The organism is Lentzea xinjiangensis (assembly GCF_900110955.1).
GTDB classification, from domain to species: domain Bacteria; phylum Actinomycetota; class Actinomycetes; order Mycobacteriales; family Pseudonocardiaceae; genus Lentzea; species Lentzea xinjiangensis.
The window spans coordinates 184329-208618 of sequence record NZ_FOFR01000002.1 but is presented as its reverse complement, the minus strand read 5'-3'; the positions used below and the strand labels follow the sequence as shown (position 1 = coordinate 208618).

Sequence of the window (24290 nt, the reverse complement as noted above, 5' to 3'; positions counted from 1 at the left end):
CCGCTTCAGTCGTTCGCGTGCAACGCGGCGTTCAGTTCGACGCCGGTGCCCTTGCGGGGTTTCACCAGCACGGCGCCGGTCACGGAGTCCCTGATGAACAGCAGGTTCGACTGCCCGGACAGGGAGACGGCCTTCACGACCTCGCCGTCCGGCAGCGTGACCTTCGTGCCCGCCGTGACGTAGAGACCCGCCTCGACGACGCAGTCGTCGCCGAGGGAGATGCCGAGACCCGCGTTGGCGCCGAGCAGGCAGCGCTCGCCGATGCTGATGACCTGCTTGCCGCCGCCGGACAGGGTGCCCATGATCGACGCGCCGCCACCGACGTCCGAGCCGTCGCCGACCACGACACCGCCGGAGATGCGGCCCTCGACCATCGAGCTGCCGAGGGTGCCCGCGTTGAAGTTCACGAAGCCCTCGTGCATGACCGTCGTGCCCGCGGCGAGGTGGGCGCCCAGGCGGACGCGGTCGGCGTCACCGATGCGCACACCGGAGGGGACCACGTAGTCGACCATGCGCGGGAACTTGTCGATGCCGTACACGGTGACCGGTCCGCGGACGCGCAGGCGGGTGCGGGTCTGCTCGAAACCGTCGACCGCGCACGGGCCGTGGTTCGTCCAGACGACGTTGGTGAGCAGGCCGAAGACGCCGTCCAGGTTCGCGCCGTGGGGCTTGATCAGGCGGTGGCTGAGCAGGTGCAGCCGCAGCCAGACGTCGTAGGTGTCGCGCGGGGCCTGCGCCAGGTCGATGCCGACCCGGACGCCGACGACCTCCACGCCGCGCTCCGGGTCCTCACCGAGGAGCTTGGCGGCGGACTCGCCCAGGGCGTCCGCGATCTCGGCCGAGGACAGCCGCGAGGTGCCGGGTTCGACCGCGTCGTCCAGCACGGGGGACGGGTACCAGGTGTCTAGGACGCTGCCGTCCGGGGTCACTGTGGCCAGGCCGATGCCGTATGCGGTGCTCACGGGGGTGAGCCTAGTCCTCGTGCCGGGTGGGCGCGTGAGGTCCGGGGCCGGACCCGGTGCTGCCCGCGGGAGCAAGACGGAGGCGGCTCAGCCGGGGACCTCGGCGCTGAAGTACAGCGAGCCCAGGTCGCCCCTGGCCGCGATCAGCGCCTCGTTGCACCGCGCCTGCCGGGCGTCGGTGCTGGCGAGGTTGCCGACGCGCACCTCCCCGCACCGGTTGGCCTCGAAGTCGCCGGTGGCGCTCATCAGGCGGGGCAGGACCTCGCCGACGTCCTGCTGGACCACCTTGCCCCGCAACGACTCGTCGAGGCGGCGGGTCATCGCGCCGACGCCGGCCACCCAGGCGGCGCACTCGGCGGGGGTCCCGCTGTGCTGGGAGCCGCACGGCGCGGTGAACAACGCCCTGATCTCGCCGCACTGCCGCTCGCAGGCCGCCGGGGCCTCGCCGCACCCGGTCGCCAGGAGCACCAGCGAGACGACCGGCAGTGTGCGTTTGATCACGCGCCGCACGGTATCGGCTGAACGGCCGGGCGCCCAAGCCCGCTGGGTAGGGTGACCGGCGTGGCCGACACCCTTGACCTCTTCGCCGACCCGATCGACCTGACCGCCGCGCTGGTCGATGTGCGCAGCGTGTCAGGGGAGGAGGCGGAGATCGCGGACCTCGTCGAGCGGTCGCTGCGGCTGCACGCGCCCCACCTGGAGATCACCCGTTCGGGGAACGCGGTGCTGGCGCGCACGAACCTCGGCAAGGAGCGCCGGGTGGTGCTCGCCGGGCACCTGGACACCGTGCCCGTCAACGAGAACTTCCCGAGCCGCCGCGAGGGCGGCGTGCTGCACGGTTGCGGCACCGTGGACATGAAGGGCGGCGACGCGGTCATGCTCGCCATCGCGGCTCTCAGCGAGAACGCGCGGCACGACCTGACGTTCGTCTTCTACGACTGCGAGGAGATCGAGGCCGAGCGCAACGGGCTCACGCGCATCCAGCGCGAGCTGGAGCAGTGGCTGCACGGCGATCTCGCGATCGTGTGCGAGCCGTCGAACGGCGTCGTCGAGGCCGGGTGCCAGGGCACGATGCGCATCGAGGTCACGACGACCGGGAAGCGCGCGCACACCGCCAGGGCGTGGATGGGCGAGAACGCCATCCACGGCATGGGTGAGGCGTTGCGCAGGCTGGCGGCCTACGAGCCGCGGCAGCCCGAGATCGACGGCTGCCGGTACCACGAGGGCCTGCAGGCCGTGAAGATCACCGGCGGTGTCGCCGGCAACGTCGTGCCGGACGGGTGCGTGCTCACCGTCAACCACCGGTTCGCGCCGGACCGCACCGTGGAGCAGGCCGAACAGCACCTGCGCGAGGTCTTCGAGGGCTTCGACGTGCAGGTCACCGACTTCGCGGCCGGCGCGCTGCCCGGACTGGGCGCCCCCGCCGCGCAGGAGCTCGTCGAGGCCGCCGGCGGAACCCCGGTGGCCAAGCTCGGGTGGACGGACGTCGCCCGGTTCGCCGCGCTCGGTATGCCCGCGGTCAACTTCGGACCGGGTGACCCGACGCTGGCGCACACCAGGGAGGAGAACGTGCCGGTCCAGCAGATCACCGGGTGTTCCGCCGTGCTTAAGCGTTTTTTGCTGGACTGATCACTAGCATCTCGGTGATGACGGAAGAGAAGAACGGCGTGGTGGACGAGCACCCCAAGGAGAAGCAGCGCGGGCCGGTCGTCCTGCGGCGCGAGCGCAAGGACGAGCTCACCACCACCGACCAGCGCCTGCTCGACTCACGGGGTCACTCGGACTGGGTGCACACCGACCCGTGGCGCGTGCTGCGGATCCAGGCCGAGTTCGTCGAGGGGTTCGGCGCGCTCGCCGAGGTGCCCAGCGCGGTCACGGTCTTCGGCTCGGCGCGCACCGGCAGGGACCACCCGGAGTACCGGACCGGCCGCGATCTCGGTGCGGCGCTGGCGAAAGCGGGCTTCGCGGTGATCACCGGCGGTGGCCCCGGCGCGATGGAGGCGGTCAACCGCGGCTGCTCGGAGGCGGGCGGGTTCTCGATCGGGCTCGGCATCGAGCTGCCGTTCGAGCAGGGCCTCAACCCGTGGGTCGACCTCGGCGTGAACTTCCGCTACTTCTTCGTGCGCAAGACGATGTTCATCAAGTACTCGCAGTCGTTCATCTGCCTGCCCGGCGGTTTCGGCACGCTCGACGAGCTGTTCGAGGCGCTCACCCTGGTGCAGACCAAGAAGGTCACGAAGTTCCCGGTCGTGCTCTTCGGAACCCAGTACTGGCAGGGGCTCTACGACTGGATCAAGAGCTCGGTGCTGGAGGGCGGCAAGGTCGGCGAGAAGGACCTCGCGCTGCTGCACCTCACCGACGACATCGACGACGCGGTGCGCGTGGTCAAGGAAGCACACCAGGCATGGGCGGACGCGCACTGATGTACGTAGCTGTTTACTGCGGCAGTCTCGCCACCGTCCCGCGGAGCTACGTCGACCTGGCCGCCGAGGTGGGGCGCGAGATCGCCGCGCGCGGCTGGAACCTCGTGTGGGGTGGCGGGCAGACGTCGATGATGGGCGCCGTGGCCAGGGAGGCGCGGGCGGGAGGGGCGCACACCTACGGCGTCATCCCGAAGGGCCTCGCCACCAGGGAGATCGCCGACCGCGAGTCGACCGAGCTGCACGTCGTCGACACCATGCGCGAGCGCAAGAAGATGATGGACGACAAGGCCGACGCGTTCCTCACCCTGCCCGGTGGCATCGGCACCGCGGAGGAGTTCTTCGAGGTGTGGACGGCCGGTGTGCTGGGCATGCACGCCAAGCCGGTCGTGCTGCTCGACGTCGACGACCACTACAAGGGGCTCATCGGGTGGCTGACCGAGCTGCGGGACAAGGGTTTCGTCTCGCACGCCGCGCTGAGCTCGCTCGTCGTCACCGACGACGTGTCAGTCGCTCTTGACGCTTGCGTCGGCTAGCCCCTTGGCCTTCGCGAGGACCTGGACCTCCGGCAGGAGGTCCGGCAACGGGCGGTACGGCGTCGCCGTCACCTCGAACCGCTTGCCGGACACCACCCTGCCCTGCCAGGAACCCGCGATCTCGCCGTCGACCAGCACGGCGCCGCGCCGGCCGAGGACGCGGAAGACGTCCTTCTGCGCGGCCTTGTCCGGCACCAGCAGGTCCCGGTCGCGGCCCTGCAGGTACGGGTCCGCGGGCGGCAGCAGCCGCACGTGCGGCGGGTCGGCGTCGGCGATCTCCAGTTCCTCCGGCAGCCACGCCTTCCTGCCCTCGACGGACACCTCGGCCAAGCCTTCGGCCGGCCACCGCTTCTTGACCTCGCGGGTGGTCGTGCCGAAGTAAGCGGCCACTTCGGACGGTCCGGCGGGGCCGTGCAGCACCAGGTACCGGTGCACCAGCTCGTCGAAGCCCGCGGTCCTGCGCGGCACGCCCGGCCAGCCGTGGACGCGCTCGAAGGTCACGGTCTTCTCCTCCGGGAGGATCCGCAGACCCGCGGGCAGCGCGCCGAGCCGGAAGATCGGGTCGCTCACGTGCTCGGTCCCGCAGCCCCGGCACGCTTCGACCGTCTGCCCGGGGGCCAACGGGGTCAGCGCCGCGCTCAGGTCGCCCTTGGTCATCGGCTTCGTGACGATCGATCTCATCGCCGTGGCGATGTGCCGCAACGACGCCACCATGTCGTCCACCTTCGGGCGGGCGGCGCGGGCACGCGCGTCGGCGTCGCTCCACGGCCACAGCGCGCGGGCGAACGCCTTCAGCTCACCGGGCCGGTGCAGGTGCGGAGCACCGCGCACGGACCAGGTCACGACGAAGTCGTCCACCGCGGGATCGGTGAGCCGGGCGGCGAGGCTCAGCAGGGCCGAGCCGGAGGTGTTGTCCTGGACGCCCAGGGCGAACACCGCCAGCCCGGCCGCGTCGGCGACTCGCCGGTCCAGCTCGTGCTGATGGATCCGGTGGCGGAGCACCTGCTGCCGGGTGAGGTCCACCCGGACATTCTGACGCCTCCGCGACCGGGAAGCGCGCCGGTGTGGTGCCTCCGGCACCGGGAAGGCGGCCGGAGGCCCCGGGGATCCCGATGTGCCGGAGGCGGGCTGGACCGCGGCGTCGTCAGAGCATCGGCACCGTGAGGCTCGACGGTCCGAAGGTGACAGTCGAGCCGGGCGCCGACTCGCTGAGGTAGCGCGGGTCCACCGTGTCGATCACGAGTGCCAGCCGGTTGCCCGCGGCGACGTTCCACACCGCCGGTTCGAGCGCCACGTCGAGCGTCTGCGTGCGGCCGGCCCCGGTCACCTTCACCGGCTTGTGCGTGACCAGCGCGCCGAGCCCCAGGGGCCCGACCTCGTACAGGTAGGCGAACAACGTCGTCGTCTCCGCGCTCGGCGTCACCGCCAGCCTGAGCTTCGGCGTGCCGGCGAGGGTCGCCCCGCGCGGGTACTGCGGCCCGCTCCACACGCCCGCGACGCCGCGGTCGACGAGCGGCAGCGACACCCCGGTCGGGATGTTCAGGAACCCCTGCAGCGCGCCGGAGAGCAGGATCGTGCCGCTGTCGGCGACGGTGTTGCGGCCGGCGGTGATCCGCTTGCCGTCGAGCTGCACCGTGTCGGCGTCGCCTTCCGGCCACGCGCCGAACTTCCGCCAGGTGCCGCCGTTGCTGGGCTTGAGCTGCACCGGCTGTTCGGCGTCGATGCCGTTGGCCGTGCCCTTGACGTGGCGGTCGAACCAGCGGCCGACCGACTCCCAGATCTCGTTGGGCAGCCCCGCCGCGCCGAACAGCTCGGCGGTGGCGTGGTCGCCCGGCGAGAGCATGAGCCGCTTGGGACCGGTGAGCCTCGTGTAGAAGTCCGCGATCTGGCCCGGCGCGAACATGCCGTCGTTCCAGGCGTTGCCGATCATCACCGCGGTGCCGTTGGCGTTGATCCGCTCGATCCTCGAGGCGGCCGAGCGCTCCTCGGAGATCGGCACGACCTCGGCGAACCTGCCGTCGCGGTAGGCGTCCTCGGCTTCGACGAGGACGGGCCCGGGACGTCCGGTGGCGTGCCCTGCCGCCAGCAGCACCTCGACGGCCTGCTTGTTGACCGTGGCGTTCGGGTAGAGCGAGCGCGCGAGGTCGGTCCACGTGCTCAGCGCGGCCGCGGCCCTGATGCGCCGGTCGTTCGCCGCCGCCAGCAACGACTGCCCGGCGCCGTAGGAGATCCCGGCCGCGCCGACCTTCGCGCCGTCCGCGCGGGCGTGGGTGATCGCCCAGTCGATGACCGCGCTGACGTCCCCGACGGTGTCGGGACCGGCGACGTCGATCTCGCCGCCGGAGTCCCAGAAGCCGCGGCTCGTGTAGCTCACCACGACGTAGCCGGACTCCTTGGCGAGCTTGGCGGCCGCGCCGACGTACTCGATGTTCGGCAGCGACCAGCTCGACGGCATGACGAGCAACGGGAAGGGGCCGTCGCCCCGGCCGGTGGGCTCGATGACGAAGGCCTTGAGCGGCGTGCCGCCGACGCCGGGGATGGTCTTGTAGGAGATCTGGTGTCCGGGTGCGGCGAGAGCGGCCGGAGCGCCGAGCAGGGTGGTGAGGAGCGCCAGGATCAGCAGAAGTGATCGTCGCACGCTGGTCCTCCTTGACCATGACGTAGATCACACAGGGTGGTTACCGCGGAGTAAAGCAGGTTCCTACTCTGGAGTAGCAAGTGGCTGTGAGTCAGGTCACTGTTTACGCTGGGTGGTGTGAACCGATTCCGAGTCACCGGGCTGCCGACGGACCGCGTCCTGGTCGTTGCGCATCTGACCAGCGCTGATGCCGTGGCGCAGGCCGTCGAGGACGGTGCCGACATCCTCGAGTTCGAGGGCGGGCTGGACCTGCCGCCGCTCGACGGACCGGTGGACGTCGTGACCGTCCTCGCGGGCGACGAGGACTTCACGCTGGCGGCTGCCACGGTGGCCGCGATGTCCGGCGCACGCGCCCTCCGCGCGTCCGACGTGCGGCAGACGAGGAAGGTCGTGGAGATGGTCGCGAGCGTGCTGGGGACCCGTCCCCCGGCCAGGGCCCTGCGGGCGCTCGCCTGATGCTGCCCGCCGTCGAAGCCTGGTTCGCCACGCACACCTGGCAGCAGCCGTCCTGGACGGTCGAGGAGCTGGTGGCCGCGAAGCGCGGCCGCACGGTGTCGGTGGTGCTGCCGGCCCTGGACGAGGAGGAGACCGTCGGGGACGTGGTCGCCGCGGTCCGCCCGCTGCTCGGCACGCTCGTCGACGAGCTGGTGGTGGTGGACTCCGGCTCCACCGACCGGACCGCGGAGGTCGCGTCGGCGGCAGGGGCGCGGGTGGTGTCGCGCGAGGACGTCGTGCCGTGGCTGGAACCGCTGCCGGGCAAGGGCGAGGTGCTGTGGCGGTCGCTGGCGGCGACCTCGGGGGACCTCGTCGTGTTCCTGGACTCCGACCTGGTCGACCCGGAGACCGCGTTCGTCCCGGCGTTGCTGGGGCCGTTGCTGCTGGACCCCGGCGTGCACCTGGTGAAGGGGTTCTACCGGCGGCCGTTGCGGTTGGAGAGCACGGGCGGCGGGCGGGTCACGGAGCTGGTGGCACGGCCGTTGCTGAACGCGTTGCGACCGGAGCTGTCCGGTGTGGTGCAACCGCTCGGCGGTGAGTACGCGGCCACGCGGTCCTTCCTGGAGTCCGTGCCGTTCGCGGCCGGGTACGGCGTGGAGATCGGGTTGCTGCTCGACGCGCACCGCCTCCACGGGCTGCCCGCGCTGGCCCAGGTGAACCTGGGTGTGCGCAAGCACCGCAACCGCTCGTTGTTGCAGCTCGGCGTGATGTCGTCGCAGATCATGGGCACGGCGCTGGCCCGGTGCGGGGTCAGCGCCGACTCCGGCCCGCTCACGCAGTTCGTCCAGGTGGGCGGGGAGTGGCTACCCGACTCGACCGACGTCCTCGTGGCCGACCGGCCCCCGATGGCGCACGTGGTCGAAGAGGGCTAGCTGCTCTTCGCGGTGCGTCACGACCAGCGCCGTGCCCCGGCAGTCGTCCAGGACCTGCTCGAGCACGCGGTCCGCCTGTCCGGGGTCGAGCCCTTCCGTGGGCTCGTCCAGGAGCAGGACCTCGGGGTGCGCCAGCACCGACCTGGTGAGGACCAGGCGCTGGCGCTGACCGCCGGAGATCTCCTCGCCGCGTTCGCCGACGACCAGGTCCCAGTCGAGGTCCAGCTCGGTGATCGCGGCGGCCCGGTCCAGTTCTTCCTGCGTGGCACCGGGTTTGGCCAGCAGGACGTTGGCGCGGACCGTGGTGTGGAAGACGTGCGCGTCGGCCAGCGCGCCCTTGCTCGGTTCCAGCCGGCGCGCGAGGGCGTTGAGCAGCGTGGTCTTGCCCGAGCCGCTCGGGCCGACGATCGCCGTTCTGCCCCGCAGTTGCGGGAGGTCGGGGACGTGGCCGGGTCCGGGCTCGTCGGCCGGTTCGGGGGCGGGTCTGGTCGTCGCCGCGAGCGGGACGGTGATCTCGAACGCCGCGATGGCGGCCATGACCAGCCACGCCGGTTCGTCCTGCGCGAGCATGAGCAGCGCGGCACCGAACTGGACCGCGATGGCGAGCGGGGTGAGGTCTCTGCCGCGTTCCCGGCGGGACAACGCCTTCGCCGTGCCGGCCGCCGCGGCGAGCCTGTCGTCGAACAGGCCGTAGGCGATGAGCTCCTCCTTGCTGTGCACCAGTTCCGCGGTCTGCTCGGTCAGCTTGGCGCGCAACGGCGTCAGGTCCCGCGGGGCGCGGACGGCGAGCAGGGGCAGCAGCCCGGCGTTGACCAGCAGACCGGCGACGAGCGGCAGCGAGAACCCCGAGCACGCCACGACGACCGCGCCCACGAGTGCCGCGGTGATCCACGGCAGAGTCGTGCGGAGCTTGGCGTCGAGGTGCTGGTCGACGTTCGTGACGATGCGGGTGAGCGCCGTGCCGGACGGGACGTGCTCGCGGCGGGTGAGGTCGTCGTAGACCCGGCCGCGCAGCTCGACGGCCTCGCCGAGCACGGCCCGGTGGCTGGTCAGGCGTTCGAGGTAGCGCAGGGCGCCCTTGGCGAGCGCGAGGGCGCGGACCGCGACGACGGCCACGGTCAGCGCCTGCAGCGGTGGGTGCTCGGCGGCCCGCAGGACCAGCCAGGTCGCCGTCGCGGTCAGGCCGACGCCGGCCAGTTCGGCGAGCGTGCCGACGAGGATCGCGAGTCTCACACCGCCACCACCCGGTCGACCTCGGCCAGCAGCGCCGGCCGGTGCGCGACGATCACGGCCGTGCGCCCGCGGATGAGCTCCCTGGCCGCCCGGAGCACGAGGGACTCCGTCCCGGCGTCGAGGTGCGCGGTCGGCTCGTCCAGCAGGAACAGCCCGGCGTGCCGCCGGTCCAGCGCCTTCGCCAGCGCGACCTGCTGCCGCTCACCGGACGAGAGGGTGGCCGGGACGAGCGTGGGCCGTTGCGGCACCCACGCCAACGATTCCAGCCATGCCGCGCGGTCGACCTCGCGCAGGTCCACGCCGCCCACGAGCACGCGGCCCTCGTCGGGCTGCACGAAACCGAGCAGCAGCCCGAGGATCGTGCTCTTGCCCGCGCCGCTCGGGCCCACCAGCGCGATCCGTTCGCCGGGCTCGATGCGCAACGAGAAGTGCTTCAGGCTCCGCACGCTCACGTCGTCGAACACGATCTCGGCGTGGGCGGGGTCCGGTGGTGCCTGGCCCGTGCGCCCGGCGGGCACCGGCACCTTCGCGAGCACCTCCCGGCCCTGCGCGCTCGCGTGGTACTGCGCACCGGCGGCCCGCAGGGGCAGGAACGCCTCCGGGGCGAGGAAGAGCACGAGCAACGCCGTGTGCAGCGGCACGCCGCCGTCGAGCAGGCGCAGCCCGACCGGCACCGCCACGAGCGCGACCGACATCGTCGCGACCAGCTCCAGCACGAACGCCGACAGGAACGCGACCCGCAGCGCCGACATCGTCTCGGTCATGTGCCGCGCGGCGAGCGCGCGGACCGCGGTGGACTGCGCCTCGGCCCGCCCGAACGCCCGCAGCGTGCCGATGCCCTTGACCACGTCGAGGAAGTGGCCGCCCAAGGTCGCGAGAGCGGCCCACTGGCGGGCGGTCCGCTCGCGGGTGTGCGCGCCGACCAGTGCGCCGAAGATCGGGATCAACGGCAGTGTCACGAGGACCGTCAGCGCGGCCGCGAGATCGGCGAACGCCAGCCTGATCACCACCGCGAGAGGGACGGCCACGGCGAGGACCCGCATGGGCAGATAACCGACGACGTACGGGGTCACGTCCTGCACGCCGCGGGTCACCAGCGTGGCGACTTCACCGGCCTTGGTGCCCGGCGAGCGGAGGAACGCTTCCCGCAGCCGCACGCGGGTGCGTTCGGCGGCCCGGTGCGCCCACTCGCGGTGGACCCACCACACCAGCACTCGCACGCCGATCACCAGGCACAGCAGGGAGAACCCCGTGCCGCCGCCGATCACGGACGCGAGGAGCTCGGCCTGGGCGAGCACCAGGAACGGGACGGGGATCAGCGCGAGGAGATGGCGACGATCGACCACTGCAACACCACCACCAGCGGGATGACCGGGACCGCGACCCACGCGAGGAGGGTCAGCGTGTCGGGGTGCGCCATCAGCCCGGTGACGTCGATCGTGCCGAACGCGAGCGGGACCGGCAGCGCGCAGAGCGCCGCGGTGGCGGGGAACAGCTTCCAGCGCCGGGTTTGGAACACCCAGCCGTGCACCGCGAACAGCACCGGCATCACCGGCGCCACGAACCACGGCGCGTGCAGCAGGTGCGCCAGGAACAGGCCCCAGCCCGCGGAGACCAGCAGCGCGCCCGCGAACACCAGCCACCACCACAGCCGGAGCTGCACCGCGGCCATGAACAGCACCAGCCCGGCCAGCAGCAGCGTGAACGTGCTGTGCGCACCGGACAGCAGCTCGCCTTCGAGCCGCGGGAACGCCGCGAACAGGACACCGACCGCGGCCACCAGCCACACCTCGTTGCCGAGGAAGAACGGGGTCATCCGCCGCAGGGCCTCGTCGCGCCGGCGGAACGGCAGCAGGAGCCCGGTGCCGTAGTCGAAACCGGCCAACGCGAAGTACCCGGCGGTCAGCGTGCCGAGCAGGGCGAGCCAAAGCGCTTCCATCACAGCGTCACCACCAACGGCGAGACAGGGGCAGGCGTCACGTCGGGACCGCGGCGGACCGCACGCGCGATCAACACCCAGTCGGTGACGGCCAGCAGCGCGAACAGGGACGTGAAGACGATGAGCGACAACAGGATCTGCGATGCGTCCACATGCGACACGGCGTCCTCGGTGCGCAGCAGCCCCTGGACCAGCCACGGCTGCCGGCCGATCTCGCGGAACAGCCAGCCGAAGATCGCCGCCGCGAACGGCAGCGGGATGCCGATCACCATGAGGTGCAGCGGGAACCGCAACCGGATCACCGCGTCCCTGATCAGCAACGGCAGCGTGAGCCAGCTCGCGACCACCAGCGCCATCCCGATCAGGATCATGAACCCGAGCGGCGCGCCGATCCACGGCACCGCCTCGCCCTTGCCGGGCTGGACCCGCGCGATGACCGGGAACTGCGCGAACCCGGCTGCGACCAGCGGTGGCGTGGCCAGTGCGGTGGTCACCACGCCCAACCGCAGCGAGCGCCGGAAGAAGTCGGTCTCGGGCGTGCGCCGGATGAAGTGGTACGCCGACACACCGGTCATGAACACACCGCCGGCCGTGATCGAAGCGAAGACCACGTGCACCATCGCGGAGGTGAACGCCGGGTTCGTCAGCAGGGCGCCGAAGTCGTCCAGCCGCAACACGGTGCCGTCGAGCCGGTGGCCGACGGGGTGGTGCAGGAACCCGTTCGCCGCCATGATCCAGAACGCCGACGCGAACGCGGTCAGCGCCGTCAGCCACAGCAGGCTCAGGTGCAGCCAGCGGTTGAGCCGGCCCCAGCCGAAGATCCACAACCCCAGGAACGTGGACTCCAGGAAGAACGCGATGAGCGTCTCCAACGCGAGCGGCGCCCCGAACACGTCGCCCGCGAAGGTCCCGAGGCCCGACCAGTTCAGCCCGAACTGGAACTCCATCACGACACCGGTGACGATCCCCAGCGCGTAGTTGATCACGTAGATCCGGCCCCAGAACCGCGTCATCCGCTCGTGCACGGGCGCGCCGGTGATCGTGAACCTCGTCTGCACGACCACGAGCAGCGTGACCAAGCCCAGTGTGAGCAGCACGAACAGGAAGTGGAACGACGTCGTCAACGCGAACTGGAGCCGCGCGAGGTCTACTGCGCTCATGGGTAGGAACGCTATGTGTAGCGCGCCTACTTATGAACGCCTCTCGGGCGATACCGGGGAGAACTCAGGGTCGTCCCCCACGGGAGAATTCAGGGACCGCCCGGGGTGGCGCGATCAGTAGAGTCGCTACCCATGAAGCCCGACGCGCTCCGCGGCCACCTCGACGCGTTGCTGCTGGCCACGCTCGACGGCAGGCAGCTGCACGGCTACGCGATCATCGAGGCGTTGCAGCAGGGCAGCGGCGGTGCGCTGGACCTCCCGACCGGAACGGTCTACCCCGCGCTGCGGAGGCTGGAGCGCGCGGGCCACGTCGTGAGCGACTGGAGCACGGTCGGCGGGCGCAAGCGCCGCACGTACCGGCTCACCCAGGCCGGCCGCAAGGCGCTGCACGCCGAACGCGACGCGTGGCGCGAGTTCACGACGGTCATCGACGGGGTGCTGGGAGGGGGCGGCAAGTGGGCGCAGACGTGATCGACGGGTACGTGACCGACCTGGGATCGCGGTTGCGGGGGTCGAAGAGGCAGGTCCGCGACCTGCTCACCGAGACCCGCGACAGCCTCACCGACGCCACCGAGGCCCACCTCGGCAGGGGGCTCACGGAGCAGGAGGCCCAGCGACGCGCCGTCGAGGAGTTCGGTCCCGTCCGCGAGATCGCGAACGAGTACCAGGCCGAACTCGCCGTCGCCTACGGCACACGCACGCTCATCTGGCTGGCGGTCGTCCTGCCGTTGATGCACATGGCGTGGGAGTACGGCCGGATGCTGCTCATCGGCCCGTGGCAGGACTTCGGCACGAGGCCGCCGTCGTGGTACCTCGTCGTCGCCCAGGCCAACGACCTGACCAGCGGTATCGCGTCCGGCGTGGCGCTGCTGGCGTTGGTGCTCGGCCGGATGCTCGCCCGCAGGTACGACGCCAGGCTGCTGGCCAGGACCGCCGCGACGATCTCGTTCCTGGCCGTCGGCGCCGTGCTGCTGGGCAACCTCGCGATCATCGCGGCCACCGCGCACGTCGACCCGGCGCGGCTGGTGCAGTCGCTGCCGATGAGCACCGCGAGCCTGATCACCTGGACCGTGATCGTCCGGCTCGGTCTGCTCGCTCGCCGCTGCCTGAGCTGTGCCACGATCGTCGGGTGACCAACGCCCTTCTCTACCTGATCGTGATGGTGGCCGTCGCGGCAGTGGTGTTCCTGCTCGCGGCGTTGGTGTTCGGGCGCGGCGAGGAGCTCGCGCCACTGCCGCCCGGCGCGTCGCCGACGCGGCTGCCGTCGGACGGGATCACCGCGCAGGACGTCCGCGCGCTGAAGTTCCAGCAGGTCTTCCGCGGTTACAAGATGAGCGAGGTCGACTGGGCGTTGCAGCGGCTCGCGACCGAGGTCGAGGTGCTGCGGGCACGCGTGGAGGAGCTGGAGAGCAGTGACGACCGAGCTTGAGCTGACCGTCGAGGTGGCAGCCCCGCCCGACACGATCTTCCGCGCGATGACCGACTGGGAGCGCCAGTCGGAGTGGGTGTTCGGCACGCGCGTGTCGGTCGTGGCCGGTGACGGGCAGTCCGTCGGCAGCGAGATCGACGCCGTGACGTTCGGCGTCTCGGACCGCATGCGGATCACGCGCTGGGACCCGCCGCACGCCGTCGAGGTCCTCCACCTCGGCCGCGTGGTGCGGGGGACCGGTGTGTTCGCCGTGCGCGGCAGCCGTTTCGTCTGGACGGAACGGCTCGATGTGCCGTTCTTCTTCCCCGTGGTGAAGCCGTTCTTCGTGCTGATGCTGCGCCGGTCGCTGCAACGGTTCGCGCGGTTCGCCGAGGAGTACCGGTGATCTCCCGTTGTCCGTGGGGCGACTCGACACCGGACTACGCCGAGTACCACGACACCGAGTGGGGCGTGGAGCTGCACGGCACCGCCGAGCTGTACGAGCGGATGTCGCTGGAGGCGTTCCAGTCGGGCCTGTCGTGGATCACGATCCTGCGCAAGCGGCCCGCGTTCCGCGCGGCGTTCGGCGGCTTCGACCCGGCGCTGGTCGCGGAGTTCGGGCCCGCCGACGTGGAACGGCTGATGGCCGACGCGGGCATCGTGCGGAACCGGTTGAAGATCGACGCGGCCGTCCACAACGCGCGCGTGATCGTCGAGCAGGACGTCGACCTCGACGCGCTGCTGTGGTCGTTCGCACCCGCGGACCACGTGCGGCCGGCCACGACCGCGGACGTCCCGGCGATCACGGCCGAGTCCACGGCGATGGCCAAGGAGCTGAAGCGCCGCGGCTTCAAGTTCCTCGGTCCCACCACGTGCTACGCGCTGATGCAGGCCACCGGGATGGTCGACGACCACATCGCGACGTGCTTCCGCGCTAAGCCGCGGACCTGACCTCCCAGTTGCCCTTCTCGCCGACCATGTGCCCCATCGGCACGAGGTCGGCGAGCGAGGCGACCCTGCTGTCGAGGTCGGACACACCGTGCGGAACTCCTGCATCCGCTTGATCCCGTCACCGATCACCTTGCCCGCCGCCTCGATGAACCCGCCGAGCAGGCCGCCGATCGCGTTCGCCATCCCGAAGACGTTCGGGATGGACCCGATGATCCCGCCGGTCACCTTGACGATCTGCGACGCGAAGGTCGTGACCAGGTCGATCGCCATCCGGTAGACCTCGGTGATCGCCTTGCTGCAGTCGAACAACCCCTTGCGCATGCCGTCGACCAGGACTTTGAAGTCGGTCAGGGAGGTGTTGTACTTGACCGCCCACGCCTTGAACTCGTCGGCCGCGGCGCCCGTCCAGACGTCGTTGACGTTCGACACGCACCTCGCGAAATCCTCCTGCGCGTTCGCGAGGAGCCCCATCATCTCCGGAGACCAGACGCTCGCGTAATGCTCCACCACAGGGGCGTTGCCGAGGATGTCCTTGAGCCTGTCCAGCATCGCGGTCGCGACCTTGTCGCCCAGCAGGGCGGCGGCCTCGCGGATCTGCTTGTCGTGTTCCTCTGGCCAGACCGGTGCGCCCATGCTCACTCCCCGTCGTCCATGCGGCCGAACTTCTCGTAGTACGAGTCGTCCAGCGCCGCGTAGTGGGCCGCGACCTCGTTGAGGACCTCACCGGCCGCCGCCAGGGTCTTCGCGAGGGTGCCGAAGTGGTCGACGCACTTCTGCATCGCGCTGTTGTAGCCGGTGGGCGCGTCCTCCTGCTTGCCGAGGAAGCCCAGGTCGTCCGGCCCGAGGTGGGTGGCTTCGAGCTCCCTGGTGACCCGGCCGGTGAACATGCTCGCGGTGGACTTGAGCTCGTCGCCCGCGATCGCGAGCTGGCGCGGTACGACGTGGTAGCCCCCGAGCTCCTCGCCGCGCTTGGCCAGCGGGTGCTCGGGACCGATGATCCCGCCCGGTGGTGATGTCATGGTGTCTCCCCCAGTAGTACGTCCCGCACCGCCGCGGCCTTCGTCTCCGCGGCGCGGATCGCGTCCACGAGCAGGCGGCCGAGGCGCCGTTCGTCCAGCGACCGCACCTTCCGCAGGTCGAACTCGACGCCGACGAGCCGGCCCGCCGTGTCGACCTGGACCAGGCCGGCGCCCGCCACGGGCTCGCCGACCACCTTCTGCTCCGCGGCCCTCTGCTTGAGCGCCCGGAACTCGCGCGTGCGCTCGGCGACGAGGTTCTCGAGCTCGGTCAGGGACGCCACGGCTGCTCCTCCAGGAAGCCGGAGGAGTCCTTGTCCTCGAAGTACTCGTCGGTGCCCTGGTCCTCCGGCGCGCTCCTGCGGCCGCGCGGCGGCGGTTCCGGTTCCGCGTCGCCGCCGGTGATCCAGGCCGCGCCCCGCTCGCCGATCAGCTCGGACAGGGCTTCGCGAGCGGCCCCGGCCGCCTTCCTGCGCGCGGCGGCGACGGCCGCGGTGATCCGGTCGCCGAGCAGGTGCGGCCGGCGGTCCGCGTCCAGGCAGCCCGGCGCGAGCTCGATGTCGAGCAGCTCGCCCGCGCCGTTCACGGTGACGCGGACGACGTCCGGAACCTCGTCGGTGAAGCGCCGCTCGGCCAGCTCCGCCTGAGCCAGCGCGAGCTGTCGCCGACGGGCCGAGTGGTGCCGGACGGCCGCGTCGATCTCGTCGAGAACATGCATCAGCCACACCCCCAGTCAGCCGCTCCCCCCAGAGCAGCTCTGTGACGCACGCTACAACGCCTCGGCGTGAGGTGTGGCCGGATCGGAACCGGTTGGCCGAAGGAGTGGGACCGGCGTGCGACGAGCCTAGCGGCCGATGAACTTCGGCGGCCGCTTGCTCACGAACGCGTCGACCGCCTCGCGGTGGTCCTCGGTCGCCCCGCAGTCCGCCTGGGTGCGGCGCTCCGCCTCCAGCGCGTCCTCCAGCGTCCCGTCCGCCGCGGCGGCCAGCGCTTCCTTGATCTTGGCGTAGGCCGTGGTCGGGCCCGCAGCCAGCCGGGCGGCCAGCGCGTGCGCGGCGGGCAGCAGCTCGGCGTCGGGCACGACCTGGTTGACCATGCCGATCCGCAGCGCCTCCTCGGCGCCGACGGGCTGCGCGAGCAGCATCATCTCCATCGCGCGGCCGTGGCCGATGAGCCGCGGCAGCGTCCACGACGCGCCGGAGTCCGCGGTCAGGCCGACGTTCGCGAACGCCATCAGGAACTTCGCCGAAGCGCCCGCGATGCGCAGGTCCGCGGCGTAGGCGAAGGACGCGCCGGCACCCGCCGCACTGCCGTTGACCGCCGCGATCACCGGCTTCGGCATGCCGATCAGCTCGCGCACGATGGGGTTGTAGTGCTTCTCCACGGTGTTGAGCGGCGCGGGATCACCGGCCTGCAGCAACCCGATGTGCTCCTTGAGGTCCTGGCCCGCGCAGAACGCCCGGCCCGCACCCGTGACCACCACCGCGCGCACCGAGGCGTCGGCCGACGTCTCGCGCAGCGCGTCGAGGAACGACTCCTTCAGCGCGATGGTGAAGGAGTTGAACGACTCGGGGCGGTTGAACGTGAACGTGCGCACACCATCGGCGTCGTCGACGAGGAGCTCGGGCACTGGACCTCCATCAAGCAGTGGAAACGTTGCGCACCGGCCGCAGGCACTCGTCGACGAACCGACTCGTGCCCGGTGCGAGCCGCAGCGTCTGTTCGTCGAAGAACGACGCTGCCGCGTGCCCCGGCCAGTCCGGTGGCAACAGTTCAGCAGGTAGACCGGGATCGCGGAACAGGAACTTCCGCCAGGCGTGGAGCAGCCGCTGGGAGGCGGCGAACGCCGCCGCGTCGTCGGTTTCGTCCACAACGGACACCTGGTCGTGCCAGTGCGCCACGAACGCGGCGTAGTCGCGCCCCAGCTCGGCCAGGTCCCAGGCCTTCGCGGCGAGCTCGGCGTCCTGACCGTCGTGTGAACCGTGAAAAGTTCGTGCGGAAACCCCCTCCGCCGTCAGCACGTCGGCGAGCTCCGGCGACGGGCGGGGCGCGATCCACGTCACAGGACCGAGTGCGCCGTAGCCGAGCAGCTGCAGCTCCGACGCCAGGTGGTCGCGGGAGTCGCGGCCCGGCATCTCCTCCAGCACCACGACGTGCCAGCGACCGTCCCAGGTGGACGGCCGGGTGCGGTAGATGCGGGCAGCGGCCTCGTCGAGCCGCCGTTCCCCGCGAGGTGTCATGGCGTAACCGGGGCCGTCCGGCAGCCGCACGGGGTGCAGCCAGCCCTGCCGGACGGTGCGCGACACGGCCGTGCGGACGGCCGGCGCGGCGAAACCGAGGGGTTCGAGCAACCGGACGAGCGCGGCGATGGTGGCGGCGCCACCGCGTTCGCGCAGGTGGCCACCGTAGACGTCGAAGAGCGCGGAACGGGCTCGCACCCTGCCCAGTCTGTCACGCCGCGCTCAGCTGCGCCGAAAGTGTTGCCTTGTCGTGAAAACGGGTATTGATCAGGCACAAAGCAAGATCCACAAATGTCACCCGAACTCGCCAAAAGATCGGTTCGGTTTCGTCCCTGAGTCGCGATAGGGGAGAATGGGGCAGATCCGGCCTGGCCGGACGGGGAAGATGTTGACGGAGGGAGCACGCGATGGCGGCCATGAAGCCCCGGACCGGCGACGGTCCCCTCGAGGTCACCAAGGAGGGACGCGGCATCGTCATGCGCGTGCCGCTCGAGGGTGGTGGGCGCCTCGTCGTCGAAATGTCGGCGGACGAGGCCAGCGCCTTGGGCGACGCGCTGAAGGCCGCCGCCGGCTGAGGCACCCCGGCGAGAAGCACGTGAGCCCCGGTTTCCACAGTGGAGCCGGGGCATCGCTTCGTTCCGCGCAGTGCTGTACCGACCCCGTCCGACGGCCGGGACACGGGCCGGGAGCAGGCGGTCACGGCGGTGAGCGAGAATGAACGGTCGTTAATGCACAGGGGAGGTCCAGCCGTGGCGTCGACGGTGCCGTCAGTGCCAACCAAGCTCGTGGACGTCGAGGTGGCCACCACCGCGCGCCGCGCCGTTCCGGTGGTGGTGCTCGTGGGCACCGGCCCGGCGCTGGGACCGGGCGGTGACGGCATCGACGCCGCGGACCTGACGGGCAGGGCCGGCGAGGCGGTGCGCCACGACGGCGCCTGGACGCTCGGCGTCGGCGCGGGCACCCCCGGCGACTACCGCACGGCGGGCGCCTGCCTCGTGCGGGCGCTCAGCGGCGAGGACGCGCCCAAGACCGCGGACGTGCTGCTGACCCCCGACTTCGACGCCGAGAAGGTGCGCGCGTTCGTGCTCGGCGCGGCGCTCGGCGGCTACCGCTTCAAGGTCACCGGCGAGGACGCCCCGAAGCGGGTCGGCTCGCTGCGGCTCGTCACCGGTGACACCGGCTTCGACGAGGTGCTGACCTCGGCCGCGCTCAAAGCGCACGCGCTGGCCACCGCCACGGCCCTCGCCCGCGATCTCGCGAACACGCCGTCCAACGTCAAGGACCCGCGCTGGCTCGCGACGACGGCGGCCAGGCTCGCGGACAGGGTCGACGGCCTCTCCGCCGTCGTGCGCGACGAGAAGTGGCTGCGGCAGCAGGGCTTCGGCGGCGTGCTCGCCGTCGGCGGCGGGTCGGCCCGGCCGCCCCGGTTCCTGGAGCTCACCTACGGCACCACCGGCCCGCACCTGGTCTTCATCGGCAAGGGCATCACGTTCGACACCGGCGGCATCTCGGTGAAGCCCGCCGACGGCATGCACCTCATGCGCACCGACATGGCCGGTGGCGGGGCCGTGATCGCCGCGCTCATCGCCGTGGCCCGCCGGCGGCTGCCGGTCAGGGTCACCGGGCTCGTGCCGTGCGCGGAGAACCACGTCTCCGGCTCCGCGTACCGGCCCGGCGACGTCGTGCGGCACTACGGCGGCGCGACCACCGAGGTGCAGAACACCGACGCCGAGGGCCGCATGGTCCTGGCGGACGCGATGGCGTACGCGGTGGAGAACCTCGCACCGGACCTGGTCGTCGACGTGGCGACGCTGACCGGCGCCATGAAGGTCTCGCTCGGCCTGCGCACCGGCGCCGTGTTCTCCTCGACCGACGGGCTGGCCGCGGACGTGGTCGACGCGGGCTCGCGGGCCGGCGAGAAGTGGTGGCGGATGCCGCTGCTGGAGGAGCACGTCGAGGCCGTCACCAGCGAGATCGCGGACTACCGGCAGTGCCCGCCCGGCCCCGGTGGCATCACGGCGGCGCTGTTCCTGCAGAAGTTCGCCGGCGACGTGCCGTGGGCGCACCTCGACATCGCGGGTCCCGCGCGGTCGGAGAAGGTCTACGAGGAGGTCGTCGCGGGGGCGACGGGCTTCGGCGCGCGGACGCTGGTCGAGCTCGCGGAGAAGTACTCGCGCTAGGCCGCTGAACGGCTCGCCGGTGACGTTGATCTGCGAGTCCGGCGCCAGCCGCGCCACTGGTTCCCACCAGGGCGTGGCGGCCGACGCGGGGTGAGCGCCGCGGCGAGCAGCGTGGTGGCGACGACGAGGCGGACACGGACGGCGAGGGCAGGGTGCGCGGCTTCGTCGACGCGCACGACCACCTCATGACCGACGAGGGGTTCGGCGGCCGGTTGATCTGCGGCGCGCCGTTCTCCGAGGCGGGCGTCGCGGACGCGTTGAAGGACTGCCCGAGCACCCCCGGCGGGCCTGGGCGCGATCGTCGAGGCGGTCGTCACGGGTGACCTCGACGGCCACGACCCGGTGGGCTGGCCGACGTCGCGGGACTGGCCGTCCTCCACGACGGTCTGGCACCAGCAGAACTGCTACGCCTGGCTGGAACGGGCCTGGCGCGGCGGTCAGCGCGTGCTGGTCACCGACCTGACCAGCAACGCCGCGCTGTGCGTCATCCACCCGTTCAAGGACCGGTCCTGCGACGAGATGGCGTCGGTCCGGCTGCAGGCCCGGCGCACCCACGAGCTGCAAGCCTTCGTCGACGAGCAGTTCGGCGGGCCAGGCAAGGGCTGGTTCCGCGTCGTCACGTCGGCCGAGCAGGCGCGCGAGGTGGTCGAGCAGGGCAAGCTCGCCGTGGTGCTCGGCGTCGAGACCTCGCAGCTCTTCGGCTGCCGGCAGCTCCTCGACCTGCCGTTGTGCGGCAAGGCCGACATCGACCGCGGGGCTCGACGAGGTGCACGCGCTCCGCGTGATCAACGCGGGCCATGCGCACGTGGTCGGGGGCTCAGCGCTGGGCCTCGTGAGCCCGCAGGGCGTGGTCGCGGAAGGCGCGGACGGCGGGCGGCAGGGGGTGGTCGCGCAGCCACGCCAGCCCGAACGCCCTCACCGAGCGCGGGGTCAGCGGTAGCTCCCGCACGCCGGCGGGAGGGGCGAACTCGGGGTGCGGGAGCAGGGCGACGCCGAGCCCCGCCGCCACCAGGCCGCGCACGGTCTCGGTCTCCTGCCCCTCGAACGCGACCTTCGGCGTGAACCCGGCGGCGGCGCACAGGTCGTCGGTGATCTGGCGCAGGCCGTAGCCGTGCTCCAGCAGGATGAAGTCCTCGTCCGCGAGGTCCCGGAGCCGCACCGCGTCGCGTTCCGCGAGGCGGTGCGCCGACGGCACGACGACGACCAGCTCCTGCTCGAACAGGACGTGCGACTCGAACTCCGGCCCGCCGGGCGGCGGGGCCACCAGCGCGAGGTCGATCTCGCCGCGGGAGAGCTTGTCGACCACCGCCTGCCGGGCGTTCTGCACCAGGCCGAACCGCACGTGCGGGTGCTCGGTGCGGAACCCGCGGACCAGCTCCGGCACCACGGACCGGCCGAGCATGTGCAGGAAGCCCAGCACCACGCGGCCCTTCTCCGGGTCGAGCTCCTCCTCGACCTCGCGCAGCCCCGGTTCCAGCGCGGCGAGCGACCGGGTCGCGGCCTCGGCGAGCAGCCGCCCGGCGCGGGTCAGGCGCACCCGGCGGCCGTGCCTGGTGACGACCGGCGCGCCCAGCCGCTCACCCAGCTCGGCGAGCCAGCGGCTCACGGTGGGCTGGGGCAGCCCGACGCTGGCCGCGACCCTGGTGACGTGCTCGTCGGCGGCAAGCGCTTTCAGCACCGCCAGCTTCGGGGCCAGCTCCGATTCGTCCATGAATTGATTCTGGCGCATTTCCGTATTGGACGGATGGCTTAGCGTCGAACGCATGAACAGGCTGACCGCGTCCGTCGCCGCGTCCGGACTCGCGAGCTTCGCGTTGCTCTACGCACCGCAGCCGCTGCTGCCGTTGATCGCGGACGAGTACGGGCTCGGTCCCGGCGGGGCGTCGCTCGTGGTGTCGGCGTCGACCCTGGCGCTCGCGCTGGTGGTCCTGCCGGTCGCGATGCTGTCCGAGCGGATCGGTCGGCGGCCGGTGATCGTGGGCAGCGTGCTGCTCGCGGGGCTGATCGGGCTCGCGCTGCCGTTCGCGCCGGACTACGACGTGTTCCTGCTGTTGCGGGTGTTGCAGGGAGCGGCGGTCGCGGGGGTGCCGGCGGCGGCGATGGCCTACCTCGCCGACGAGCTGGACAACGGCGGTCTCGGCGCGGCGATGGGCGCGATGATCGCGGGCAACAGCGCGGGCGGGATGCTCGGCCGGCTGGCCTCCGGGCTGAGCGCGGACTGGCTCGGGTGGCGGGGCTCGCTGCTCGCGACCGGCGTGCTCGGCCTGGTCGCGGCGGCGGTCGTGGTCTTCTTCCTGCCGCCGGCGCGCAACCGCCCGAAACGCGCGCCCCGCGGCATGAAGGCCGCGCTGAAGGACCCGGTGCTGCTCGCGCTGTACGTGGTGTCCGTGCTGCTCGTCGGGTCGTTCATCTCCTTCTACAACGTCGTCGGCTTCCAGCTCGGCGGGCCCACGTGGCTCGAATCGCTGGTCTTCCTCTTCTACGGCGTCGGCAGTGTCGCGTCGGCGTACGCGGGCCGGTTCTCCGACCGGTTCGGGCGCGGGCGGGTGCTGCTCGCCTGCGTCGGGATCTTGGCGCTGGGCACGCTGGCGAGCGCGCTGTGGGTGCCGCTCGGGCTCGCGGTCGTCACAGGCGGGTTCTTCGCGGCGCACGCGACGGCGAGCGGCTGGGTCGGCGCGCGGGCTCCCTCGCACGCCAGGGGCCAGGCGTCCGGGCTCTACCTGCTCGGCTTCTACCTGGGCAGCAGCGTCGGCGGGACGGCGGGCAGCACGGCGTTCGGCGAGTGGGGCTGGGGCGGGCTGGTCCTGGTGGTCCTCGGCTGGCTGGCGCTCGCCGCGATGCTCGCTCAGAACTCCAGCGCGAGGGTGAGGCGCGAGTCGACGGGGGAGATCGACGTCCTGCCCAGGCGCGGCAGCTCGACCACGCCGTCGACGAGGCCGACCGAGACCGACCGGGTGTCGGCGGGGATCTCGACCACGATCGCGAACGGCAACGGGCCGCCGTCGTAGCGGGCGCCCACCTGCGGCGCGGTCGAGCCGTCCGGCAGCACGACGGTGATCAGGTTCTTGGTCAGGCTGCCGCCGGCGGTGTCCGGCAGGTTGCCGGTCGCCTCGACCCGCACCTCCAGCAGCGCTTTGTCCGGCCCGGAGATGGTGGCCACGTCGTACTGGCTCTCGCCGAGCTTGACCGGGCGCTGCCGGCCCAGCCTGATCCCGGTCACCTTCATGCCGAGCTCGCGGTCGCCGAAGCGGATCTTCTGGGTCGGCTCCGGGAAGTGCGGTGGCCAGGCGGCGCGGTGCAGCACCTGCGGCGAGGTGTCGGAGCGCTTGCCGGTCGGCAGCTCGACGCGCTGCTCCAGCGACTTGGCGCCGAGCGTGTCGAGGGCGAGCGTCTCGGCACCCTGTTGCGGGTCGGGCACGGTGTAGACGACGAAGACGGAGCCGTTGGCCGGCAGCCGGTCGGCCGGGAGGAGCTGGCGCTTGCCCGGCACCTCCAGCGCGAGCTCGGACGGCTGCGGGGCGAACCCCTGCCAGTTGGTGCGGTGGAAACCGCTGTCGGTCTCGTTGAGCTTCTCGACCCTCATCCGCACGACGCGCAGCCGCGAGCCGGGCTCGGCGCGGACCGTGCCGTCGGCGGTGAACCAGATGTCCGGGTTCGCCCAGCCGGTGACGGCGGCGGAGAGCAGGTCGTCGCGCAGCTTGACGTCGATGTCGCCGAGCCCGAGGTCGGAGTTGGTCCGCTTGCCGTCGTCGGGCAGCACGGCGAGGAAGTCGCGGCCGGCGGTGAGGTCCTGCTGCTTCGACGGGTCCAGCTCCTTGCCGTCGGTGCGCACCAGCCTCTCGGTCGGGGTGCTGCGCTTGCCCTTCTCCGGCACCTGCGGCGACTGCACTTCGTAACGGACCTCGTCACCGTTCCTGGTGACTTCCTTGATCGGCACGGGCACCCAGTCGGTGCCGGCACCGGTGCCGGGGACCTGCACCGGCCCGCACCACAGCCGCTTGTCCACCTCGGCTTCGACGCCGGTCTTGGCGAACCAGCAGCTCACCGCGGCGGCGCCCGCCCGTGCCACGTAGCCGTACTCCAGCGTGTAGGCGAGCTGGGCCTCGGCCTGCGCCTGCAGGTCAGCGGCATCGGCGAGCTTGAGACCCTCGACGGTGAGCTGCACGGCCACCGGCTGCGGCTGGGAAGCTGTGCCGCATCCAGTCACCGCGAGGAGGACCGTCAGACCCAGCACCGCACC

General features: G+C 71.8%; 30 protein-coding genes. 16 read left to right on the top strand and 14 right to left on the bottom strand.

Translation table 11 applies throughout. The features are described 5' to 3' along the window. Nucleotides 1–5 precede the first annotated feature (5 nt). Both dapD and BMW88_RS06345 read right to left on the bottom strand, forming a co-directional pair. The gene (gene dapD / locus BMW88_RS06350) at nucleotides 6–962 is read right to left on the bottom strand and encodes a 2,3,4,5-tetrahydropyridine-2,6-dicarboxylate N-succinyltransferase (protein ID WP_177220973.1); all 957 of its coding nucleotides are present in this window, start codon (nucleotides 960–962) and stop codon (nucleotides 6–8) included. An 87-nt stretch (nucleotides 963–1049) separates the two neighbouring features. Beyond that, nucleotides 1050–1463 (bottom strand): hypothetical protein, encoded by a 414-nt coding sequence (locus BMW88_RS06345; protein ID WP_143115988.1) that lies wholly within the window; start codon nucleotides 1461–1463, stop codon nucleotides 1050–1052. Nucleotides 1464–1523: 60 nt separating this feature from the next. Between BMW88_RS06345 and dapE the strand changes: the two genes are divergently transcribed. From dapE to BMW88_RS06330, 3 genes are read left to right on the top strand one after another with little or no spacing between them, the layout of a single operon-like run. Next, nucleotides 1524–2591 carry a succinyl-diaminopimelate desuccinylase gene (gene dapE / locus BMW88_RS06340; protein ID WP_089950212.1) on the top strand — a complete coding sequence of 356 codons (1068 nt, stop codon included), beginning with the start codon at nucleotides 1524–1526 and terminating at the stop codon, nucleotides 2589–2591. A 17-nt stretch (nucleotides 2592–2608) separates the two neighbouring features. After that, a complete protein-coding gene (locus tag BMW88_RS06335) occupies nucleotides 2609–3385 on the top strand; it encodes an LOG family protein (RefSeq protein ID WP_089949667.1) in 777 nt (258 codons plus the stop codon). Further along, entirely contained in the window at nucleotides 3367–3918 is a 552-nt protein-coding gene (locus BMW88_RS06330) for an LOG family protein (protein ID WP_089949666.1), read from the top strand. Before BMW88_RS06335 ends, BMW88_RS06330 begins: the two co-directional genes overlap by 19 nt. Here BMW88_RS06330 and BMW88_RS06325 read toward each other — a convergent pair. Together BMW88_RS06325 and BMW88_RS06320 are read right to left on the bottom strand one after the other, a co-directional pair. Then, on the bottom strand, nucleotides 3889–4941 hold the full coding sequence (locus BMW88_RS06325; RefSeq protein ID WP_177220972.1) for a winged helix DNA-binding domain-containing protein: 1053 nt from the start codon (nucleotides 4939–4941) through the stop codon (nucleotides 3889–3891). The two genes, BMW88_RS06330 and BMW88_RS06325, sit on opposite strands and share 30 nt — an antisense overlap. Nucleotides 4942–5062: 121 nt before the next feature. After that, nucleotides 5063–6556 carry a CocE/NonD family hydrolase gene (locus BMW88_RS06320; RefSeq protein WP_089949664.1) on the bottom strand — a complete coding sequence of 498 codons (1494 nt, stop codon included), beginning with the start codon at nucleotides 6554–6556 and terminating at the stop codon, nucleotides 5063–5065. Nucleotides 6557–6673: 117 nt separating this feature from the next. Here BMW88_RS06320 and BMW88_RS06315 point away from each other — a divergent pair, with 117 nt between their 5' ends. Together BMW88_RS06315 and BMW88_RS06310 are read left to right on the top strand one after the other, a co-directional pair. Next, nucleotides 6674–7012 carry a hypothetical protein gene (locus BMW88_RS06315; RefSeq protein ID WP_143115987.1) on the top strand — a complete coding sequence of 113 codons (339 nt, stop codon included), beginning with the start codon at nucleotides 6674–6676 and terminating at the stop codon, nucleotides 7010–7012. Next, nucleotides 7012–7923: a glucosyl-3-phosphoglycerate synthase gene (locus BMW88_RS06310; protein WP_089949662.1), complete on the top strand. Its 912-nt coding sequence runs from the start codon at nucleotides 7012–7014 to the stop codon at nucleotides 7921–7923. The genes BMW88_RS06315 and BMW88_RS06310 overlap by 1 nt, the downstream gene beginning before the upstream one ends. Here BMW88_RS06310 and BMW88_RS06305 read toward each other — a convergent pair. The 4 genes from BMW88_RS06305 to BMW88_RS06290 are packed head-to-tail and all read right to left on the bottom strand — an operon-like array spanning nucleotide 7855 to nucleotide 12255. Next, nucleotides 7855–9156, bottom strand: coding sequence for an ATP-binding cassette domain-containing protein (locus BMW88_RS06305; RefSeq protein ID WP_089949661.1), 1302 nt, complete (start codon nucleotides 9154–9156; stop codon nucleotides 7855–7857). The genes BMW88_RS06310 and BMW88_RS06305 overlap by 69 nt on opposite strands. After that, nucleotides 9153–10502, bottom strand: a complete 1350-nt coding sequence (locus tag BMW88_RS06300; RefSeq protein ID WP_089949660.1) for an ABC transporter ATP-binding protein/permease — start codon at nucleotides 10500–10502, stop codon at nucleotides 9153–9155. The genes BMW88_RS06305 and BMW88_RS06300 overlap by 4 nt, the downstream gene beginning before the upstream one ends. Next, the gene (locus tag BMW88_RS06295) at nucleotides 10472–11095 is read right to left on the bottom strand and encodes a cytochrome d ubiquinol oxidase subunit II (RefSeq protein ID WP_089949659.1); all 624 of its coding nucleotides are present in this window, start codon (nucleotides 11093–11095) and stop codon (nucleotides 10472–10474) included. Before BMW88_RS06295 ends, BMW88_RS06300 begins: the two co-directional genes overlap by 31 nt. After that, the gene (locus BMW88_RS06290) at nucleotides 11095–12255 is read right to left on the bottom strand and encodes a cytochrome ubiquinol oxidase subunit I (protein WP_089949658.1); all 1161 of its coding nucleotides are present in this window, start codon (nucleotides 12253–12255) and stop codon (nucleotides 11095–11097) included. Before BMW88_RS06290 ends, BMW88_RS06295 begins: the two co-directional genes overlap by 1 nt. A gap of 132 nt (nucleotides 12256–12387) precedes the next feature. Here BMW88_RS06290 and BMW88_RS06285 point away from each other — a divergent pair, with 132 nt between their 5' ends. The 7 genes from BMW88_RS06285 to BMW88_RS06255 all read left to right on the top strand — a co-directional run bounded on the left by BMW88_RS06285 (nucleotide 12388) and on the right by BMW88_RS06255 (nucleotide 15113). Then, entirely contained in the window at nucleotides 12388–12726 is a 339-nt protein-coding gene (locus BMW88_RS06285) for a PadR family transcriptional regulator (protein ID WP_089949657.1), read from the top strand. Beyond that, nucleotides 12711–13388 (top strand): permease prefix domain 1-containing protein, encoded by a 678-nt coding sequence (locus BMW88_RS06280; protein ID WP_089949656.1) that lies wholly within the window; start codon nucleotides 12711–12713, stop codon nucleotides 13386–13388. Before BMW88_RS06285 ends, BMW88_RS06280 begins: the two co-directional genes overlap by 16 nt. Further along, on the top strand, nucleotides 13385–13684 hold the full coding sequence (locus BMW88_RS06275; RefSeq protein WP_089949655.1) for a DivIVA domain-containing protein: 300 nt from the start codon (nucleotides 13385–13387) through the stop codon (nucleotides 13682–13684). The genes BMW88_RS06280 and BMW88_RS06275 overlap by 4 nt, the downstream gene beginning before the upstream one ends. Continuing rightward, nucleotides 13668–14069 carry an SRPBCC family protein gene (locus BMW88_RS06270; RefSeq protein ID WP_089949654.1) on the top strand — a complete coding sequence of 134 codons (402 nt, stop codon included), beginning with the start codon at nucleotides 13668–13670 and terminating at the stop codon, nucleotides 14067–14069. Before BMW88_RS06275 ends, BMW88_RS06270 begins: the two co-directional genes overlap by 17 nt. Beyond that, complete coding sequence (locus BMW88_RS06265) at nucleotides 14066–14614, top strand: DNA-3-methyladenine glycosylase I (protein WP_245777601.1); 549 nt, start codon at nucleotides 14066–14068, stop codon at nucleotides 14612–14614. Before BMW88_RS06270 ends, BMW88_RS06265 begins: the two co-directional genes overlap by 4 nt. Nucleotides 14615–14702: 88 nt before the next feature. Next, complete coding sequence (locus BMW88_RS06260) at nucleotides 14703–14891, top strand: hypothetical protein (protein WP_089949653.1); 189 nt, start codon at nucleotides 14703–14705, stop codon at nucleotides 14889–14891. A 6-nt stretch (nucleotides 14892–14897) separates the two neighbouring features. Beyond that, complete coding sequence (locus BMW88_RS06255) at nucleotides 14898–15113, top strand: hypothetical protein (protein WP_089949652.1); 216 nt, start codon at nucleotides 14898–14900, stop codon at nucleotides 15111–15113. A gap of 136 nt (nucleotides 15114–15249) precedes the next feature. Here BMW88_RS06255 and BMW88_RS06250 read toward each other — a convergent pair whose 3' ends face one another. The 5 genes from BMW88_RS06250 to BMW88_RS06230 all read right to left on the bottom strand — a co-directional run bounded on the left by BMW88_RS06250 (nucleotide 15250) and on the right by BMW88_RS06230 (nucleotide 18068). Next, nucleotides 15250–15633: a hypothetical protein gene (locus BMW88_RS06250; protein WP_089949651.1), complete on the bottom strand. Its 384-nt coding sequence runs from the start codon at nucleotides 15631–15633 to the stop codon at nucleotides 15250–15252. Then, nucleotides 15630–15914: a YbaB/EbfC family nucleoid-associated protein gene (locus BMW88_RS06245; protein ID WP_089949650.1), complete on the bottom strand. Its 285-nt coding sequence runs from the start codon at nucleotides 15912–15914 to the stop codon at nucleotides 15630–15632. The genes BMW88_RS06250 and BMW88_RS06245 overlap by 4 nt, the downstream gene beginning before the upstream one ends. Next, nucleotides 15902–16348, bottom strand: coding sequence for a YbaB/EbfC family nucleoid-associated protein (locus BMW88_RS06240; protein ID WP_143115986.1), 447 nt, complete (start codon nucleotides 16346–16348; stop codon nucleotides 15902–15904). Before BMW88_RS06240 ends, BMW88_RS06245 begins: the two co-directional genes overlap by 13 nt. 126 nt (nucleotides 16349–16474) lie before the next feature. Continuing rightward, nucleotides 16475–17260 carry an enoyl-CoA hydratase-related protein gene (locus BMW88_RS06235; protein ID WP_089949648.1) on the bottom strand — a complete coding sequence of 262 codons (786 nt, stop codon included), beginning with the start codon at nucleotides 17258–17260 and terminating at the stop codon, nucleotides 16475–16477. Between the two features lie 10 nt (nucleotides 17261–17270). After that, the gene (locus BMW88_RS06230) at nucleotides 17271–18068 is read right to left on the bottom strand and encodes a PaaX family transcriptional regulator (protein ID WP_089949647.1); all 798 of its coding nucleotides are present in this window, start codon (nucleotides 18066–18068) and stop codon (nucleotides 17271–17273) included. 209 nt (nucleotides 18069–18277) lie between these two features. Between BMW88_RS06230 and BMW88_RS06225 the strand changes: the two genes are divergently transcribed. The 3 genes from BMW88_RS06225 to BMW88_RS41675 all read left to right on the top strand — a co-directional run bounded on the left by BMW88_RS06225 (nucleotide 18278) and on the right by BMW88_RS41675 (nucleotide 20373). After that, the gene (locus BMW88_RS06225) at nucleotides 18278–18445 is read left to right on the top strand and encodes a DUF3117 domain-containing protein (protein WP_065914675.1); all 168 of its coding nucleotides are present in this window, start codon (nucleotides 18278–18280) and stop codon (nucleotides 18443–18445) included. Between the two features lie 153 nt (nucleotides 18446–18598). After that, nucleotides 18599–20050, top strand: coding sequence for a leucyl aminopeptidase family protein (locus tag BMW88_RS06220; protein ID WP_089949646.1), 1452 nt, complete (start codon nucleotides 18599–18601; stop codon nucleotides 20048–20050). 152 nt (nucleotides 20051–20202) lie between these two features. Next, on the top strand, nucleotides 20203–20373 hold the full coding sequence (locus tag BMW88_RS41675; protein WP_177220971.1) for a hypothetical protein: 171 nt from the start codon (nucleotides 20203–20205) through the stop codon (nucleotides 20371–20373). Between the two features lie 494 nt (nucleotides 20374–20867). Here BMW88_RS41675 and BMW88_RS06210 read toward each other — a convergent pair whose 3' ends face one another. Continuing rightward, the gene (locus BMW88_RS06210; protein WP_245777600.1) at nucleotides 20868–21761 is read right to left on the bottom strand and encodes a LysR family transcriptional regulator; all 894 of its coding nucleotides are present in this window, start codon (nucleotides 21759–21761) and stop codon (nucleotides 20868–20870) included. 52 nt (nucleotides 21762–21813) lie between these two features. Between BMW88_RS06210 and BMW88_RS06205 the strand changes: the two genes are divergently transcribed. After that, nucleotides 21814–23058: an MFS transporter gene (locus BMW88_RS06205; protein ID WP_089949643.1), complete on the top strand. Its 1245-nt coding sequence runs from the start codon at nucleotides 21814–21816 to the stop codon at nucleotides 23056–23058. The last annotated feature ends 1232 nt before the right edge of the window (nucleotides 23059–24290 follow it).